The 15581-nt window shown below is 65.7% G+C and carries 17 protein-coding genes; 7 read left to right on the top strand and 10 right to left on the bottom strand.

Features of this window, described 5'->3' with window-relative positions; genetic code table 11:
- The first annotated feature begins 42 nt into the window (after positions 1-42).
- Positions 43-2898, top strand: a complete 2856-nt coding sequence (locus NRS07_RS09025) for an EAL domain-containing protein (RefSeq protein ID WP_259212688.1) — start codon at positions 43-45, stop codon at positions 2896-2898.
- Positions 2899-3002: 104 nt separating this feature from the next.
- Complete coding sequence (locus NRS07_RS09020; protein ID WP_259212684.1) at positions 3003-3221, top strand: hypothetical protein; 219 nt, start codon at positions 3003-3005, stop codon at positions 3219-3221.
- Between the two features lie 67 nt (positions 3222-3288).
- Here NRS07_RS09020 and NRS07_RS09015 read toward each other — a convergent pair whose 3' ends face one another.
- The gene (locus NRS07_RS09015; protein ID WP_259212683.1) at positions 3289-3666 is read right to left on the bottom strand and encodes a hypothetical protein; all 378 of its coding nucleotides are present in this window, start codon (positions 3664-3666) and stop codon (positions 3289-3291) included.
- A 182-nt stretch (positions 3667-3848) separates the two neighbouring features.
- Here NRS07_RS09015 and NRS07_RS09010 point away from each other — a divergent pair, with 182 nt between their 5' ends.
- Positions 3849-4043 carry a hypothetical protein gene (locus NRS07_RS09010; RefSeq protein WP_259212681.1) on the top strand — a complete coding sequence of 65 codons (195 nt, stop codon included), beginning with the start codon at positions 3849-3851 and terminating at the stop codon, positions 4041-4043.
- 72 nt (positions 4044-4115) lie between these two features.
- Here NRS07_RS09010 and NRS07_RS09005 read toward each other — a convergent pair whose 3' ends face one another.
- Positions 4116-4307 carry a hypothetical protein gene (locus NRS07_RS09005; protein ID WP_259212679.1) on the bottom strand — a complete coding sequence of 64 codons (192 nt, stop codon included), beginning with the start codon at positions 4305-4307 and terminating at the stop codon, positions 4116-4118.
- A gap of 198 nt (positions 4308-4505) precedes the next feature.
- Here NRS07_RS09005 and NRS07_RS09000 point away from each other — a divergent pair, with 198 nt between their 5' ends.
- Positions 4506-5441 (top strand): alpha/beta hydrolase, encoded by a 936-nt coding sequence (locus NRS07_RS09000; protein WP_259212677.1) that lies wholly within the window; start codon positions 4506-4508, stop codon positions 5439-5441.
- 68 nt (positions 5442-5509) lie between these two features.
- Here NRS07_RS09000 and NRS07_RS08995 read toward each other — a convergent pair whose 3' ends face one another.
- Positions 5510-5806, bottom strand: coding sequence for a 2Fe-2S iron-sulfur cluster-binding protein (locus NRS07_RS08995; protein ID WP_259212676.1), 297 nt, complete (start codon positions 5804-5806; stop codon positions 5510-5512).
- 113 nt (positions 5807-5919) lie between these two features.
- Between NRS07_RS08995 and NRS07_RS08990 the strand changes: the two genes are divergently transcribed.
- Together NRS07_RS08990 and NRS07_RS08985 are read left to right on the top strand one after the other, a co-directional pair.
- Entirely contained in the window at positions 5920-6939 is a 1020-nt protein-coding gene (locus NRS07_RS08990) for a L,D-transpeptidase (protein WP_259212674.1), read from the top strand.
- A 40-nt stretch (positions 6940-6979) separates the two neighbouring features.
- Positions 6980-7684: a M23 family metallopeptidase gene (locus tag NRS07_RS08985; RefSeq protein ID WP_259212673.1), complete on the top strand. Its 705-nt coding sequence runs from the start codon at positions 6980-6982 to the stop codon at positions 7682-7684.
- A gap of 7 nt (positions 7685-7691) precedes the next feature.
- Here the strand turns inward: NRS07_RS08985 and NRS07_RS08980 are convergent, their stop codons facing one another.
- The 5 genes from NRS07_RS08980 to NRS07_RS08960 form a co-directional block, all read right to left on the bottom strand.
- Positions 7692-9485, bottom strand: a complete 1794-nt coding sequence (locus NRS07_RS08980) for a M4 family metallopeptidase (RefSeq protein WP_259212671.1) — start codon at positions 9483-9485, stop codon at positions 7692-7694.
- A gap of 81 nt (positions 9486-9566) precedes the next feature.
- Complete coding sequence (locus NRS07_RS08975) at positions 9567-10232, bottom strand: hypothetical protein (protein ID WP_259212670.1); 666 nt, start codon at positions 10230-10232, stop codon at positions 9567-9569.
- A 9-nt stretch (positions 10233-10241) separates the two neighbouring features.
- Entirely contained in the window at positions 10242-11426 is a 1185-nt protein-coding gene (locus NRS07_RS08970) for a zinc-dependent alcohol dehydrogenase (protein WP_259212667.1), read from the bottom strand.
- 177 nt (positions 11427-11603) lie between these two features.
- Positions 11604-12455 carry a neutral zinc metallopeptidase gene (locus NRS07_RS08965; RefSeq protein ID WP_259212663.1) on the bottom strand — a complete coding sequence of 284 codons (852 nt, stop codon included), beginning with the start codon at positions 12453-12455 and terminating at the stop codon, positions 11604-11606.
- Positions 12456-12490: 35 nt separating this feature from the next.
- Complete coding sequence (locus NRS07_RS08960) at positions 12491-12676, bottom strand: hypothetical protein (protein ID WP_259212659.1); 186 nt, start codon at positions 12674-12676, stop codon at positions 12491-12493.
- Between the two features lie 169 nt (positions 12677-12845).
- On the opposite strand from NRS07_RS08960, the gene NRS07_RS08955 reads away from it, so the two are divergent.
- Positions 12846-13781 carry a class I SAM-dependent methyltransferase gene (locus NRS07_RS08955; protein ID WP_259212658.1) on the top strand — a complete coding sequence of 312 codons (936 nt, stop codon included), beginning with the start codon at positions 12846-12848 and terminating at the stop codon, positions 13779-13781.
- Between the two features lie 25 nt (positions 13782-13806).
- On the opposite strand, the gene NRS07_RS08950 is transcribed toward NRS07_RS08955, so the two are convergent.
- Complete coding sequence (locus NRS07_RS08950; protein WP_259212656.1) at positions 13807-14958, bottom strand: PHB depolymerase family esterase; 1152 nt, start codon at positions 14956-14958, stop codon at positions 13807-13809.
- A gap of 24 nt (positions 14959-14982) precedes the next feature.
- A complete protein-coding gene (locus NRS07_RS08945; protein ID WP_259212652.1) occupies positions 14983-15399 on the bottom strand; it encodes a CopG family transcriptional regulator in 417 nt (138 codons plus the stop codon).
- Positions 15400-15581: the final 182 nt, after the last annotated feature.

The raw sequence follows: 15581 nt of genomic DNA, 5'->3' as shown, positions 1-15581 counted from the left end.
TCCAGCGCTCTCCATCTTATCGCTCTCGATCCAGATCATTCCATGCCGCGTCGCCTGCCCTTGTCGCTCACCCTCGCAGCGGCCCTTACGCTAGGGGGCGGCCTGGCCGCGTCCGGGGCCCTGTTCGTGGGCGTCAGCAACCTCGAATACGACAACATGGCGCTCGCCTTCGCGCAGCGCGCCGACGAGCGCGTCGCGGCGGTCAGCCAGGGTATCAGCCAGGCAGTCGAAGTGTTAACCGTCACCAACCAGCTGTTCGCGCGTGGCGAACCAGTCAGCCGCGAAGCCTTCCGCGACTTCACGGCGGCACTACTCGAACGTCACCGCTACATCCAGGCGTTCAATTTTCACCGCGCGGTGCCGGGCGAGGCGCGCGCCGCTGTCGAGGCCGAATTGCAGCGCGTCCGGCCGGGCACGATATTCACCGAACTGACGTCCGCCGGCCTGGTGCCGGCGCCGCTGCGTGCGCGCTACCACATCGTCGACTATATCGAGCCGATCGCCGGCAACGAACGCGCCTTCGGCCTGAACATTACCGAGAACATGCAGGTGATGAGCGCGCTCGCGCTTGCCCACGGCGAGAGGCGTGCCGCGGCGACCGGCCTGTTCCAGCTGGCGCAGGACAGCACCCGGCAGCCGGCCTTCGAACTGATCATGCCGGTGCTCGACCGCCAGGGCGTACTGGCGGGCGACACCGCGGTCGTCATCCGTGGCCCCGAACTGGTGCGCGCCTCGCTGGCGGGCGCCGGCCTGCTCGATTCGCGCGACATCTTCGTGTCGGTGTATGCGGGCGAGCAAGCCAACCAGGACACACTGCTGTGGTCCACCGGCGCTACCCGCAGCCAGACCGAGACCTGGCTGTCGGGCTTGTTCTCTCCCAGCTATACCGGCCACAGTAGCGAGGTGCTGCGCATCGCCGGCAAGCCCTGGCGCATCGAAGTGGCGGCCGCGCCGCGACCTTTCTTGCCGGACCACCTGGCCTCGACCGCCCTGCTGCTGGGCGGCATCCTGACCACGCTGCTGGGCACGGCATTCGTCCAGGCCTCGGGCCGCCGGGCGCGCAAGGTCCAGCGGCTGGTGCGCCAGCGCACCACCGACTTGCGCCGCACTAACCGCCGCCTGGTCGAAGATATGGCCGCCCGCGCGCGCGCCGAGCGCGCGCTCCAGCAGAGCGAACAGCGCTTCCGCCAGCTGGTATCGATGTCGTCCGACTGGTATTGGGAACAGGACCGCGAGCTGCGCTTCACGATGGTCACCGGGGGCTTTACCGAAAAGGCCGGCGTGGCGGTGGAAAGCCTGCTCGGCAAGACCCGCTGGGAATACGTGCCCGACCTGCTCGAGAGCGAAGGGGGGCAGGCCCATGTGACCCAGGTCCGCGCCCACGAACCGTTCGCCAACTTCGAATACCAGGTCGTCGACGCACACGGCAATACGCGCTGGTTCTGCGTCAACGGCCAGCCAGTGTTCGACGATGGCGGCGCCCTGCTGGGCTACCGCGGCACGGGCAGCGACATCACCGAACGCAAGCTGACCGAACAGCGCGTGCACCACGTGGCCCAGCACGACGTGCTGACCGGCCTGCCGAACCGTTCGCTGCTGCAGGACCGGCTCGGCCAGGCGATCGCCTATGCCGACCGCAGCGGACTGCCGATGTGGGTCATGCTGATCGACCTCGACCGCTTTAAATTCGTCAACGATTCGATGGGGCACAAGGCGGGCGACGTGCTGTTGATGACCGTGGCGGCACGCTTGAGCTCGTCGCTGCGCGACACCGATACCGTGGCGCGCCTGTCGGGCGACGAGTTCGTGGTGATCCTGTCGGAGCAGCACGACGCGCCCCTGTCGCGCGAGCTGGTGCAGCGCGTGATGGATTCGGTGGCCCAGCCAGTCATGCTCGGCTCCAAGGAGTTCTTCGTCACCTGCTCGATCGGGGTCGCGGCGTATCCCAGCGAAGGCACCCCGGCCGACAGCCTGATCGAACACGCCGACATCGCGATGTATAGCGCCAAGAAACTGGGACGCAACAATTTCCAGTTCTACGCGCCAATGATGAACGAGGAATCGATGGAACGCGTGCGCATCGAAAGCGCGCTGCGCAATGCGCTCGACCGCAACGAATTCGTGCTGCACTACCAGCCGCAGGTGGATCTCAAGAGCGGCAAGATCGTCGGCATGGAAGCGCTGATCCGCTGGCAGCATCCGGAGATGGGCATGGTGTCTCCGGTGCGCTTCATTGGTATCGCCGAAGAAACCGGCCTGATCGTGCCGATCGGGGCCTGGGTGATGCGCACCGCCTGCGCCCAGAACAAGGCCTGGCAGGACGCCGGACTGGGCAAGCTGCGGGTCGCGGTCAACCTGTCGGCCCGCCAATTCAGCGCTCCCGACCTGCTGCAAAGCCTGCAGGCGGTACTGACCGACACTGCGCTGGAGCCCGAATGCCTCGAGATCGAATTGACCGAAAGCCTCTTCATGAGCGACGTCACGCCGGCGGTGGAGCTGTTGCACCGCATGAAGTCACTGGGCGTCAACCTGTCGATCGACGACTTCGGCACCGGGTTTTCGAGCCTGTCCTACCTGTCGCGGTTCCCGATCGACGTGCTCAAGATCGACCGCAGTTTCGTGGCCGACATCACGCATGATGCCAACGACGCGGCCATCGTCACCTCGATCATCGGGCTGGCGCACAACCTGAAACTGGCGGTGATCGCGGAAGGCGTCGAGACCGCCGCCCAACTGGACTATCTGCGCCGCCATGGTTGCGACGAAATGCAGGGCTATTTCTTCAGCAAGCCGCTGGCAGCCAGCGAATTCGAAGGACTATTGCGCGAGGGCCGTTGCCTTCCGCCGCCGGCGGCGAAAGCCGAAGCGCAGGCCGAGACGGCCTGTGCCATGGCATGAAATCTCGCCTCATTCGACGAATTGCGATTTAGCTGTAGCCAGCACAACATTGTTGGCCGTAGAATACCCGTGTCTCTTTGGCAATCTTGGACCTACGGATATATATGATGATGAATGACACGGGTGAACTGGCCAGTGCGCCAGCGACGGCGCCGCGCCGCCAACGTACCGACAACCGCACGCGCGACCTGGTCAACCAGGCCATCGCCTCGATTCCCACCCTGGGACTGCAGCGTGCGGCGGAATTCCTGGCAACGATGAATGTGCCAGCCGAAATCGCAGTGCGGGTGCTGGTCTACCCGAACCGGCGCCGTTTGAATTAAATGCGCAGCGCTGCGCGCGTGTCGTCGTAAGCGGCCGGTACGGCGCGCACGCGCACGCGCAGTATGGTCAGCGCCGCTGCAGCTCTTGCTGCTGCTGGATATCGGCCAGCGATTCGCGGCCGCGCTCGGTGAGCGAGTAGCCGCCGCCTTCGAGCGGCGCAATGTGCGACTTGGCGCTCAGGAAGCGCGCCACGTCGTTATCGACGGCGGCAGCCGGATCGCTTGCCAGCGCGGTCAGCGCCCGCACACAACGGCGCAGGAACAGCACGGTCTGACCTTTCTCGGTCAGTGCGATGCGCCCATCGCGGGTGGTTTCCATCATTTTCAGCCCCGACAGACGCTTGGCATTGCGTGACACGCAGGCGCCCGGCGAGTCGCGGCTGACGCCGCGGCGCACCAGCTCGAGAGCGTCGTATTCGTCTGTCGTTAGTTGTTCGTTCTTCATTCCAGCTTTCATCGATCTTGGCGCGCCATGGTAACCGCCGCGCCGATGGAGGGCAAGCCTAGCCGCGTCGCGTGCAGCGCCACCGGCCTGGCCCGGGATTCGCACTGACCTGGTTGGCGCGCGCCAGGTGCCGGGGCGGCCTGTTACGATCATGCGACAACGACAACCCTCTGGAGCCCATCATGAAAGAACCGACTCACAGGGTCGACCCGGCCGCAACCGGCCGCCCCCTGTACGACGAAGCCGATATCGGCAGCGGCGAAAAATCTCCTGGCCAAGCGGAAACCGAGGAAATGATCCGCCAGATTCCGCCCCTGCCCGCGTCCAACGGCCATCAAGAACAGTCGCCTGCGCCCGGCCAGCAGCGTTCTGGCTGATACCTGTTGGCGCCGGTCGGCGGGAGGCAATGCCGATTCGGCTGCACGGCCGCGCAAGTGGCCGCGCCGGATTCAGGCTGCCTTGATCGGCCGCTCGGGAAAGCCCGGCTCGTACACCGGCGCGTTGACCGGATCGGGAACATCGTCCGGCACCGGCGGACGCGGGTCGGGGGGCGGCGTGCCATTGGGGGCATCGGGGTCGGGCGTACTGTGACAGTACACGCGGTTCGATTCGCACTGCCTGGATGGATCGAGCATGGTCATGGTCAGTCTCTACGCGGGAACGCTCAAAGGGCTCTTACGGATTGTGTCATCGTCAATCCTCGTTGCTGCAACCCGATAAGGGGTGAGTACAGCCTAGCATGGATGCCCACGCCGGGACTTCAACCGTGCGCGGCAAATTTCCTCGGCACTACTCTTTGCCTCGGCTATAGTGGCTACTCTTCCATTTCTCAGCCGACCATGAAACTGCACCGATTCCTGCTGGCCACCGCCCTCGCCGGCACCGTGCTCAGCGCCGGCGCTGCCGCCCCAATGAAACTCGACGACTACCTCGCCCTGACCGGACCCGCACCAAGCGCAAGCTATGCCTACGGCGCCGCGCCGTCGCAATATGCCGAACTGTTCATGCCACCCGGCGACGCGCCGCAATCGGCGCCATTCCCGGTGGCGGTCCTGGTCCATGGCGGCTGCTGGACCAGCAAGTTCGGCGGCATCACCCAGCTGCGCAACATGGCCGGTGCGCTGGCGGCGCGCGGCATCGCCGTCTGGAATGTGGAATACCGCCGCAGCGACGAAGCCGGGGGTGGCTATCCGGGCACCTACCAGGACATGCATGCCGCGCTCGAACTGCTCGCAGACAAGGCCGCGCAGCACCGGCTCGACACCGGGCGCCTGGTGGCGGTCGGCCATTCGGCCGGCGGGCAACTGGTGCAGTGGATCGCCGGGCGCGCGCAGATTCCACGAAACAGCCCACTGTATCGCCCGAACACGCTGCCGGTACGCGCCATCGTCAGCCTTGGCGGCCTGGCCGACCTGCGCGGCGAGGCGGCGCTGATCAAGGCCAGTTGCGGGCGCGACACCGCCGAGCTCGCTGGTGTGCCGGGCCCGGGGCGTCCGGACGTCTTCGCCGATACGAACGCCGCCGAGCTGATGCCCAACGGCAGCCATACCTACCTGGTCACCGGCGAACTCGACACGATCTCGCCGCCGCGCGTGGCGCACGACTACGCCGCCAGGGCGCGCAAGCTGGGCGATACCGCCGAGGTGCTGATCTTGCCGGGCGCCAGCCATTACGACGAAGTGGCGGCAAGCTCGCCGGCCTGGCCGCTGGTGCTGGAAGTGATCGAACGCGCACTGGGGCAGCCCGCCGGCAAGGCTCGCCACACGGCGCACTAAACAACGCGCTAGGCGGCGCGCCAGGCGGCGCGCCAGGCGACGCGCCAGGCGACGCGCCAGGCGGCGCGCTAGGCGAGCATTGCGCGTCGGGCCAGCGGCGCCTCGAGTTCAAGGTCGCCCAACGCGATCGCCACGCATGGCAAGATATAGCCTTCGCGCTTTTCGTCGTAGGACAGGCCGGGCCACTCGATGGTATGCCGCACCTGCCCGCTGCGCAGGCGGCAGATGCAGGTACGGCAGCTGCCGTTGCGGCAGGAACTGGGCAAGTCGATGCCGGCCGCTTCCGCCGCCTCGAGCAGGTTGCTGCCGTCTTCGGCGCTGAACACGATAGCGGCAGGGTGGAGCGTGATGGTATGGCGGGTCATGTCCGCGATTGTAGCGGCGCTGGCCTCTCCGGGTTGAGTACGGTGACGCACAGACCTGCCTCTGGGGCCACACTACTCTGATGTTTCCAAAAGCAAGCATTGCAGGAAATCAAATGAAAAACTCCCAGATCCGCCCTCTCCTATTCGCCACCCTGATGGCCGCCCTCCCCTTCGCCCAGGCCCAGCAGGCAGCGCCGGCGCAACCGGCAAGCCCGGCCAACCCGGCAAACCCGGCAGGTACGCTACAGGCCACGCCACAGGCAGCCACGCCGGCCAGCACCAAGCAGGCCGAGTTCGAGCGCTATCTGCGCGCCCAGGTGCTGCTTGACCGTGCACGCTTTTCGCCGGGCGAGATCGACGGCGCCTATGGTTCCAACACGCGCCAGGCGCTGAGCGGCTTCCAGGCCGCGCGCAAGCTGCCGGTCACCGGCAAGCTCGACGCTGCGACCTGGAACGCATTGAACGCCGACAATGCCCCGACACTGGCCAGCTATACCCTGGCCGAGTCCGACCTGGCCGGCCCGTTCGAGAAGATTCCATCGGAAATGATGGACAAGGCCAAGCTCAAGGAACTCGGCTACGAAACCATGCTCGAAGGATTAGGCGAGAAATTCCACGCCAAGCCGTCCATGCTCGAGCGCCTGAACCCTGGCAAGGATCTGAGCCGAGCCGGCGAGCAGATCGTGGTACCGAACGTATCCGGCAAGACGCCTCTGGCAAAGGCGTCCAAGGTCGTGGTCAAGGGCAGCGCACGCATTTTGCAACTGTTCGATGCCTCGGGCGCGCTGCTGGCCCAGTACCCTGTCTCGACTGGCAGCGCCAACGACCCGCTCCCGGTCGGCACCTGGAAGATCGAGGGCGTACATGCCAACCCGACTTATTACTACAACCCGAAGCTGTTCTGGGACGCCGAACCGGGCGACAAGAAAGCCAAGATCGCTCCGGGCCCGAACAACCCGGTTGGCGTGGTCTGGATCGACCTGTCCAAGCCGCACTATGGCATCCACGGCACCCCGGTCCCGGGTAATGTCGGCAAGACCGAATCGCACGGCTGTATCCGCCTGACCAACTGGAGCGCGGCGGAAGTGGCCAGCGCGGTGGCGGCCGGCCTCGAAGTGGTGCTGCAGGAGTGATCGCTCCATTCATATTTAACGAGCTCAATGGAGAACACGCATGAAATGGCTGATGACTTTCCTGCTCGGCGTGCTGGTCGGCGCCAGCGGCCTGTTCCTGTGGTTGCGCGAAGTGCCGGACGATCCGGCGCCGGTGGTGGCCAGCGCCCCGGCACCGGCGCCCGCGCCGATTGGCGCCGCGCCTGCCGCCCCGGCCGACAGCGCGGTGCAGGGCACGGTGGTGCAGACCGACCTGGCCGAGTCCGACCTGCCGCTACGCCCGTCGAGCGTGCAGTCGAGCACAACGGTTCAGGCGCCGGCCGACGCGGTGGCAGCGCCCGCCAGGCTGCTGGTGCCGGTCCAGGGCATCAAGCTGGCCAGCCTGAGCGACACCTTCGACCAGCCGCGCGGTAGCCAGCGCCATCACGAAGCGCTCGACATCATGGCGCCGAAAGGCACCCCGGTGCTGGCCGCGGCCGACGGCAAGGTCGTCAAGCTGTTCGAGAGTCGGCCGGGCGGCACCACCCTGTACCAGTTCGACCCGAGCGGCCGCTACGCTTACTATTACGCGCACCTGGATCGTTACGCCGACGGCGTCAAGGAAGGAATGGAACTCAAGCGTGGCGACCTGATCGGGTATGTCGGCGTGACCGGCAATTCCGACCCGAACGCGCCCCACCTGCACTTCTCGGTGATCGCACTGACCCCCGAGAAGCAATGGTGGAAAGGCACGCCGCTCAATCCGTATCCGCTGATGACGGATTGAGACAGTCCTATTGCAGCAGTGACCGAGCCGGCGCCATCGCCGGCTCTTCCACATCCGGGCCGACATTGATGGCGGCATAGGCGCGCTGCACGGCAATCGATGCGCGGCTGTCCTTGCCGTACAACTCCTCGGCCGCTTCGATCATCTTGGCGCGCGCAGCGGCGTAATTGGTGGAACTGGTGAACTTGGTCGTATTCGCATGGAACCAGATGCGAAATGCCGCATCAAGACCGATCCCGGTCATGGCGGCAGGCTGCTTGACCAGGTATTTGCTGAAATAGTCGCCGCTACTGTCGGCACCCGAGCCGCGTGCCAGGAAATAGAACATGCGGTTGTTCGGGCCGCTGCTGTAGTGCACGTCCAGCCTGCGCAGCGAACTGCTCCAGGCGTCAAGGCTGCGGCCGTCCTTGCTCGGACGATACATCCAGCGCAGCGGCGTCGCATTGCGGCTGATCTCCGTACCCAGTTGCCAGTCGTTGCCGTCTTGCGGGAAGCGCTCGCCCTTGCCGCCGGCGCGCGCGTACGCTTCGACGACTTCGCCGGTGATGTCCGACGACGATTCGTTGAGTCCGCCCGATTCACCCGAATAAATGAGATTCGAGGTGGCCGCGGTAATGCCATGCCCCATCTCGTGGCCGATCACGTCGATCGAGCCCAGGCTGGTGAAATAAGTGCCATCGCCAATGAACATGCAGCGGCAGGTATCGCTGTAATAGGCGTTGTCATAGCCGCGCTTGACGTGGGCCGCGATATAGGTAGCGGTGTCGCGTCCGTCCAGCGAGAGCCAGCCCAGCGCGTTCTTGTGCGCATCGTAGGTATTCATGAGCCCCCACATCGCATTGACCGCCGCCGTCTGGCCATTGGGTCCGGTAGTACTGCCACCTTCCACGAACTGCTGGCCGTCGCCCCATGTATTGGTGGCATTGCTGTACACCTTGCCGGCGCTGGTGCTGTTGTTGGCATTGGTGATGGCCATGGCGCCGAAGGTGCCGCCCTTGCCGCGCTCGGGGTCGAGCATCTGGTACATGCCCTTGACCAGCGTGGTGCTCAAGGGCACCTCGCCGTTGTACTGGCTCTTGCCGACCCCGGTCACGGTCTGCAGCATGTTCCACTGGTCGAGCACGGCGCCGTCGCGCGCGCTGATCACAGTATCGGCATAGACCGGCTGCTCCTTGACGCGCATGCGCGTGCTGACCAGGTAGGCCAGCTCATAGCGCTCCACCGTATCGTGCACGTCGAGCGCATTGAGCTCGGCTTCTTCCTTGGCAGCGGCGCCCACCACGCGCTGCATGCGCATGACGGGATAGATCAGCAGCTCGGCGCGCGGCGGCACCACGTGCACGCCTGCCGGCGCCAGCGTAGCCAGTGCGGCCGCGATCGCGGCCCTGGTCGATATCTGCGGCTGCACGCTGAAGCTGGCCGTCAGCGCGCCCAGCCGGTTCGCGTCGCCCTTGCCCAGGTGCAGGCGGCGCTCGGACGCCGATTCGGACAGGACCTTTGCCGCCTGGTCGAGCACCACCACCGAATCGGAGCCGAATACGCGCAAGCCCTTGTAGGTGTGCGCGGCGCGCAGCACCTGGGTGCCGTTGGCACCGGGATGCTGGGCGCTGAGTCGGTAATGGTGGTCAGGGTCGAGCCCCTTGGCCCCGCGCTGCGCCGCCAGCTGCCCCAGCACCGAGGCCGTGGTCTTGGCGCTGAGCGTGGTGGGTTGGCTCATTGTGGGCGCCGCCGCCAGCGGCGCCTGCGCCAACAGCAAGGCGGCGCCAAGCAGCGCGGCCGGTAAGCTTGTATGCGGGCTCATATCGTCTCCTTCCGTGGACGCACGGCGCCAAGATGGGCCGTGCATCGGACAGTGTGGACGAGCTCGCTAAAGCAGGTTTGCTCAAGCGCAACGATTGCGCCGACCCGGGTCGGCGCCGCCGGATTCTGGCGGGCCGTGACGCGGATCGAAGGAAAGCCGGTGCTCGGCATGGCGGTCACGGTCGGGACGGCCGCGGCGCTCCATCAAATAGTACGCCGTACCTACCACGGCCGCGACGATCGCCGCCTTCTTCGCCAGCCCGGCAGGGTTGTGCTTGAGCTCGGCCTTGATGCCCATTTCCCCCAGCACGTTCGGAATATGGCCGCGGGCCAGGTCATCGGCGATGCCTTCGACCACATTCACGCGGTCGGCCAGCAGTAGCAGAAGCCAGTGGCGCAAGTCGTTCTCGCTGGCCCTGAAGGCCAGGCGCCGCAGCATGCCCGACAAGCCCGCCGGGGGCTGCACGGTGCCGAACACCTGGGTGATGCCCGGACGCTCGCTCGACACCAGCACTTCGATCTTCTCCTGCTGTTGCAGCGGATCGCCCTCGGGCTGGTGGATGAAGCGCGGCGGCGTGCGCTCCATTGGCACGCCGGGACGGTCCTTGCGATCGAGGTCGGCGCCCCAGCCCTGGATGTGCTGCAGCTCGTCGCGCGTCGGGCGGTGCGGTGCCGCGCGGCCCGGACCCGGGTGCTGCCCAGTATGCGCATGGCCGCCTTTTTGTTGAACAATTTCGCGTGATTCCATGGTCGCTCCTTAATGCATGGTGCTGGCCGTAACCTGGCGCACCTGGTTGGTATTGGGCGGAATCAGGACGGTCTTGATGCACTCGTCGAGCTTCCCCGAGAAAATGTGATACGCATCCGATACGTCTTCCAGTGGAACCCGATGGGTGATGATCTCTTTTGGATTAAGCCTGCCTGCGCGGATGTGCTCGATCAGGCGCGGCAGATGGCGCCGCACGCTGGCCTGGTTCATGCGCAGGGTCAGGCCCTTGTTCAGCGCATTGCCGATCGGGACCGCGTTGAAGGTCGGGCCATACACGCCAACGATCGACACATTGCCGCCCTTGCGCACCGAGTTGATGCACCAGTGCAGCGCGGTAGCCGAACCCGCCTGCGCCATCAGGTAGCGGCCGGTGAGCGTCTGCATGGCATTGCCCGAAGCTTCGCAGCCGACCGCATCGATGCAGACGTCGGCGCCCATCCAGTCGGTCATCTTCTTGATATGCTCGGCCATGTCGCGCACTTCCTTGAAATTGACGATCTCGCACTGGGCGTAACGCTTGACGAATTCAAGGCGGTAGTCGACGTGGTCGACCACGATCACGCGGCCCGCGCCCATCAGCCAGGCCGACTTGGCAGCGAAGATACCGACCGGACCGGCGCCGAACACGACCACGGTGTCGCCTTCTTCGATGTCGCCCATTTCGGCCGCCTGGTAGCCGGTCGGAACAGCGTCGGTCAGCAGCACCGCGTCGTCGTCATGGATGTCGTGCGGGATGATCATCGGGCCGACATCGGCCATCGGCACCCGCACCAGCTCGGCCTGGCCGCCGTCGTAACCGCCGGCAGTGTGCGAGTAGCCATAAATCGAGCCCACTGCACTCGACTGCGCATTCATGTTGTCACAATTGCCGTACAGCTCACGGTCGCAGAAGAAGCAGGACCCGCAAAATACATTGAACGGCACCAGTACCTTGTCGCCGACCTGGAGCTTGTGGACACCGGAGCCGACTTCTTCTACCACGCCGATGAACTCGTGGCCGAAGGTATGGCCGACACGGGTATCGGGCACCAGGCCATGGTACAGGTGCAGGTCCGATCCGCAGATGCACGAGCGGGTGACGCGAATGATGGCGTCGCCCGGATGCTCGATGACCGGATCGGGCTTGTGTTCGGCGCGGACACGGTAGGGCCCGCGGTAGTTCATTGCCAGCATAACTCCTCCTCGGAAAGGTTCACGGTGGTCGAACGCGCCTGCCGGCTGGGCAGGCCTGTGAAAAACCTTATGTCAAAACGCCAAGGATGGCGATACGCGCCTGGAAACGAACACGGCTTTTCTCGAACAAACGGGCGCCAGTGGCGCCCGTCGGGGAATAGTCCTACAGCGAACGATTTACAGCTGGCGGGCGTCGAAGGTGTTGCACTGCTCGACCTTGCCGCTTTCGAGGCCGCGGGTGAACCAGCGCACGCGCTGCGCCGAGCTGCCGTGGGTGAACGAGTCCGGCACCACCTGTCCCTGCGCCTGGCGCTGCAGCGCATCGTCGCCGATGGCGCTGGCCGCGGCCAGTGCCGCCTCGACGTCGCCCGGCTCGATGATCTGCCGGCGCTGGTTGGCCCACAGGCCGGCAAAGCAATCGGCCTGCAGTTCCAGCCGTACCGAGAGCTTGTTGGCTTCGGTCTCGGAGGCGTTGCGCTGGGCGTTGCGCACCTGGTTGGAGATGCCGAGCAGGGTCTGCACGTGGTGGCCGACTTCGTGGGCAATCACATAGGCCTGGGCGAATTCGCCTTCGACCTTGAAGCGCTGCTCCATCAGGCGGAAGAACGACAGGTCGATATACACCTGCTGGTCCGCCGGGCAATAGAATGGTCCGGTAGCGCTGCGCCCCTGGCCGCAGGCGGTGTCGGTCGCGCCTTCGAACAGCACCAGCCGCGCCGGCTGGTACTGCGCATCCTGCGCCGCGAACAGCTTGGCCCAGGCGTCTTCGGTCGAGCCTAGCGTGCTGCGCACGAAGTTAATCTGTGGATCGTTGGCCGGCTGGCCTTGCGGCGCCTGCTGCGCCGGCACCGCGCTGCCTTCACCGCCCAAGAAGACACTCGGATCGATGCCGAAGAAGGCACTGCCGATGAGCGCGATCACCAGGGTGCCGATGCCGATCGATTTACCCCCCAGGCCACCGAAGCGGCCGCCACCGCCACCGCGGCGGTCTTCGACGTTCTCGCTCTGTCGTTCGCCTTCCCACTTCATTGCCGGTCTCCCCGGAGCTGCTGGTGAACCACGGCCTAGCGCCCTGGATGGCGCTTGAGCGCGCTGGTGTCGTCGCGCTCGCGGGCGTCCTTGGTACGGAAATCGTCGGGCGTTGCCAGCCCCGCCTTGGCATCGTCCTGCAGTTCGCGCTCGTGCCGCTCGCGCGCCACTTCGCGCTCGATCCTGCCCATCTGTGTATCGATACCGCTGCTGTTGGCCATGGTGATGTCCTGGTAAGTATGGAATGACTGTTGGTCCGAGTATGGACAAGCGGACGGATGGGGTATGTTCGCATGCTCACATAGTGGGGAAATATCTAAAAAGCAATTTAAGGGCTCTACGTTAGACGCCGCACGGTCAGCCACGCCTATCGCATGCGACCCTTACGGCATGACAACTCCCCATGCCCATGCCCTGGCCGCCCTGGGCCGCTACCTGCGCAGCCACGATTACCGCTTCATCACGGTCACGCCTGCCACGCACCGCCGCATCAATCGCCGTCCGGGCAACGAGCACGGCACCGACCTGCGTGCAATCTTCGGCTGGAGCCGTCCGTTTGCCGAAAGCGATGCCGCGCCCGAGCTGCTGGCGCTGATGCGCGAGGCCGGTATCCTGGTGTCGGCCGGCAGCCTGCTGCGCTCGACCCTGCGCGCATCCACCCTGGGCGAGATGCTGGTCTTTCACTCGGCCTATCCAACCAGCGACGACGACGCAGTGTTTTTCGGTCCCGATACCTACCGCTTCGTGGGAACCATGCAGCGCGCCTTCCCCTGGCTCGGCTCGGGCCCGGTGCGCGCGATCGACCTCTGTAGCGGCAGCGGCGCCGGCGCGCTGGCGATCGCCAGTGCCTTTCCGCATGCCGACGTGTTAGCGACCGACATCAATACCAGGGCGCTGGCGCTGACCATGGTCAACACGCAGCTCGCTGGCTTGCACAACCTCACGGCGTGCCGAAGCGACTTGTTCAACGACGTGGAGGGCGATTTCGACCTGGTCGTATCGAACCCGCCCTATATCCTCGATCCGTCCGAACTGCCCTACCGCCACGGCGGCGGCATGCGCGGCGCGGCGCTGTCGGTGCGCATCGTCAGGGAAAGCCTGGCGCGCCTGCGCCCGGGCGGCTGCCTGATGCTCTACACCGGCGTGGCAATTACCGGCGCCGTCGACGACTTCCTGGAAACCATCCGTCCAGAACTGGACGCCCTGTGCGACCACTGGAAGTACGACGAGCTCGACCCGGATATCTTCGGTGGACAGCTCGGCGAGGCCGGCTACGAAGACGTGGAGCGGATCGCGGCGGTGTGGCTGCACGCGATCCGTCGCTGACCAGGCCGGCTACCTCCGGCGCGCCTTACTTGCCGCCCTGCTCCAGGAAGAAAGCCAGCATTTCCGTCGATGCGCACGGACCGTTGGCGTCGGTGTGCGAGCCCGATGCCTTGCCGCCCATCCAGGCATGCGCGGCCCCGTGCACCACCCACTGCTCCGCATGGCGGCGCCCACCGGCATCGCGCCAGCTGGTCCTGGTGTAGGCGCGTCCGGCTTCGCCGCGCTGCGAATGCTTCTGCAGCGCGCCGGTGCCGGATGCCGGATGGGCATCGGCGAACTGGCGCAGCACCGCGTCGCCGTTGCCGGCATTGACCACGTGATCGGCATCGCCATGGAACACGATGATCGGGACCGGCTTGCCCAGCGCCGCGGCCCGGGCCGGCTTCTTCATGGCATGCAGGCCCGAGATCATGTCCTTGCCGCTGCCGGCCGCCAGTCCAGAATGCACACCCACTGCCGCGTACAAGTCGGGATACTCGGCGCCCAGGATGGCCGCCATCGCCCCGCCGGCCGACAGCCCGGCCACGAATACCTGCTTCGCATCGGCGCCCTGCTCGGCCAGGACCTGGCGCGTCATGCCGGCGAGAATGGCAGGCTCGCCCTGGCCGCGCTGCTGCTGGGCAGCGTCGAACCAGTTCCAGCAGCCGTTATGGTTGGCGCTGCGATCTTGCTCCGGATACAGTACCAGGCAGCCCTGCTCTTCGGCCACCAGATTCATGGCCGTGCCGGCCGCGAAGTCGCCCGCGTCCTGGGTGCAGCCATGCAGCATCACAACCAGCGGACGCGGCCCTGCAGCAATCTTGGCCGGGATATACAACTTGTAGCGGCGCTGCCCGGCGCTGCAGGCGAAGCTGCCATCGATAAAGCTGCCGGGCGCGCGCTCCTCGACGGGCAGCGGGCGGCGCGCCTTGAACAATTCGGCGGTCCTGGGCAGCGCACTGCGGCGGGTACTCGGGCGTGCGCCCGCGCCGGCCGTGGCACTGCGCTGGAAAGCCGGCGCCGGATTCAGGTCGACGAAGCCGGGAGCCACGCCGTGCTTGGCGTCGGTCTGGGGCGCCATCAGGCCGGCCTGGCCCAGTGCGCGCTGGATCACGTCGACGGCGCCGCCTGGGTTATTCGCTTGGACCAGCTTGGCTGACTCCATCATCTGCTGGACGAACTGGTCGAGTTGTTTCATGAGAATTCCTTTATGGTGTAGCAATTAGCTGTGTATGCGGTCTGCCAGCACCTGCCGGGTGGCGGGCGCTGCAATGAATGCGCCCAGCACCTGGACCGAGGCAATCGCCTGGTCGGCGAGTTGCGGTGTGACGTCGTCCTCGATCACCGCCAGCCCCAGGACATGGATGTCAAGACGCTGGTGCGCGGCAACGACTGCTTCGAGTTCCTTGCGCGAATACCGGTGCTGTCCCAGCACATAGCGCTTGCGCAGCACGGTTTGCCGGATCGACTCGGCATGCACCTGGAGCTGGTTGCGGATGGCCGTACGCACGAAGTCGGTACGGTTTGAATAAAAGCCTTCGTTGACCAACAGGTCCACCTGGGCCAGGTCGACCAGGCCCACGTTGACGGTGACCTTGTCGCTGTCGGGCAAGCGCTGCGGGGATGTGGCGAGTTTCATTTTATGGCTCCTTATACTCCAGATGGAGTATATACGGAGTATTTCAAGTCCGCTTGTCGTGAAATTTGTCGCGCGGGCCACTGCCGGGCACGCGTACAATGACCGCCTTTGCCCGGCTGGCGCCGTTGACGCCGGTCTGACGTCGACACGCATCGCGCACGACAGCTGGACCGTGGCGGCCA

The organism is Massilia sp. H6 (genome assembly GCF_024802625.1).
Classification (GTDB): domain Bacteria; phylum Pseudomonadota; class Gammaproteobacteria; order Burkholderiales; family Burkholderiaceae_D; genus Telluria.
The sequence above is the reverse complement of the archived record's forward strand: the minus strand, read 5'-3'. Positions and strand labels throughout refer to the sequence as shown.

What these genes read in the sequence shown, in the direction of transcription:
- NRS07_RS08965 (WP_259212663.1), bottom strand. Translation starts at nt 12,455, where the DNA reads ATGAAGTGGGAAGGCGAACGACAGAGCGAGAACGTCGAAGACCGCCGC.
- NRS07_RS08995 (WP_259212676.1), bottom strand. Translation starts at nt 5,806, where the DNA reads ATGACCCGCCATACCATCACGCTCCACCCTGCCGCTATCGTGTTCAGC.
- NRS07_RS08955 (WP_259212658.1), top strand. Translation starts at nt 12,846, where the DNA reads ATGACAACTCCCCATGCCCATGCCCTGGCCGCCCTGGGCCGCTACCTG.
- NRS07_RS08970 (WP_259212667.1), bottom strand. Translation starts at nt 11,426, where the DNA reads ATGCTGGCAATGAACTACCGCGGGCCCTACCGTGTCCGCGCCGAACAC.
- NRS07_RS08985 (WP_259212673.1), top strand. Translation starts at nt 6,980, where the DNA reads ATGAAATGGCTGATGACTTTCCTGCTCGGCGTGCTGGTCGGCGCCAGC.
- NRS07_RS09015 (WP_259212683.1), bottom strand. Translation starts at nt 3,666, where the DNA reads ATGAAGAACGAACAACTAACGACAGACGAATACGACGCTCTCGAGCTG.
- NRS07_RS08975 (WP_259212670.1), bottom strand. Translation starts at nt 10,232, where the DNA reads ATGGAATCACGCGAAATTGTTCAACAAAAAGGCGGCCATGCGCATACT.
- NRS07_RS08945 (WP_259212652.1), bottom strand. Translation starts at nt 15,399, where the DNA reads ATGAAACTCGCCACATCCCCGCAGCGCTTGCCCGACAGCGACAAGGTC.
- NRS07_RS08980 (WP_259212671.1), bottom strand. Translation starts at nt 9,485, where the DNA reads ATGAGCCCGCATACAAGCTTACCGGCCGCGCTGCTTGGCGCCGCCTTG.
- NRS07_RS09025 (WP_259212688.1), top strand. Translation starts at nt 43, where the DNA reads ATGCCGCGTCGCCTGCCCTTGTCGCTCACCCTCGCAGCGGCCCTTACG.
- NRS07_RS08950 (WP_259212656.1), bottom strand. Translation starts at nt 14,958, where the DNA reads ATGAAACAACTCGACCAGTTCGTCCAGCAGATGATGGAGTCAGCCAAG.
- NRS07_RS08960 (WP_259212659.1), bottom strand. Translation starts at nt 12,676, where the DNA reads ATGGCCAACAGCAGCGGTATCGATACACAGATGGGCAGGATCGAGCGC.
- NRS07_RS08990 (WP_259212674.1), top strand. Translation starts at nt 5,920, where the DNA reads ATGAAAAACTCCCAGATCCGCCCTCTCCTATTCGCCACCCTGATGGCC.
- NRS07_RS09000 (WP_259212677.1), top strand. Translation starts at nt 4,506, where the DNA reads ATGAAACTGCACCGATTCCTGCTGGCCACCGCCCTCGCCGGCACCGTG.
- NRS07_RS09020 (WP_259212684.1), top strand. Translation starts at nt 3,003, where the DNA reads ATGATGATGAATGACACGGGTGAACTGGCCAGTGCGCCAGCGACGGCG.
- NRS07_RS09010 (WP_259212681.1), top strand. Translation starts at nt 3,849, where the DNA reads ATGAAAGAACCGACTCACAGGGTCGACCCGGCCGCAACCGGCCGCCCC.
- NRS07_RS09005 (WP_259212679.1), bottom strand. Translation starts at nt 4,307, where the DNA reads ATGACCATGCTCGATCCATCCAGGCAGTGCGAATCGAACCGCGTGTAC.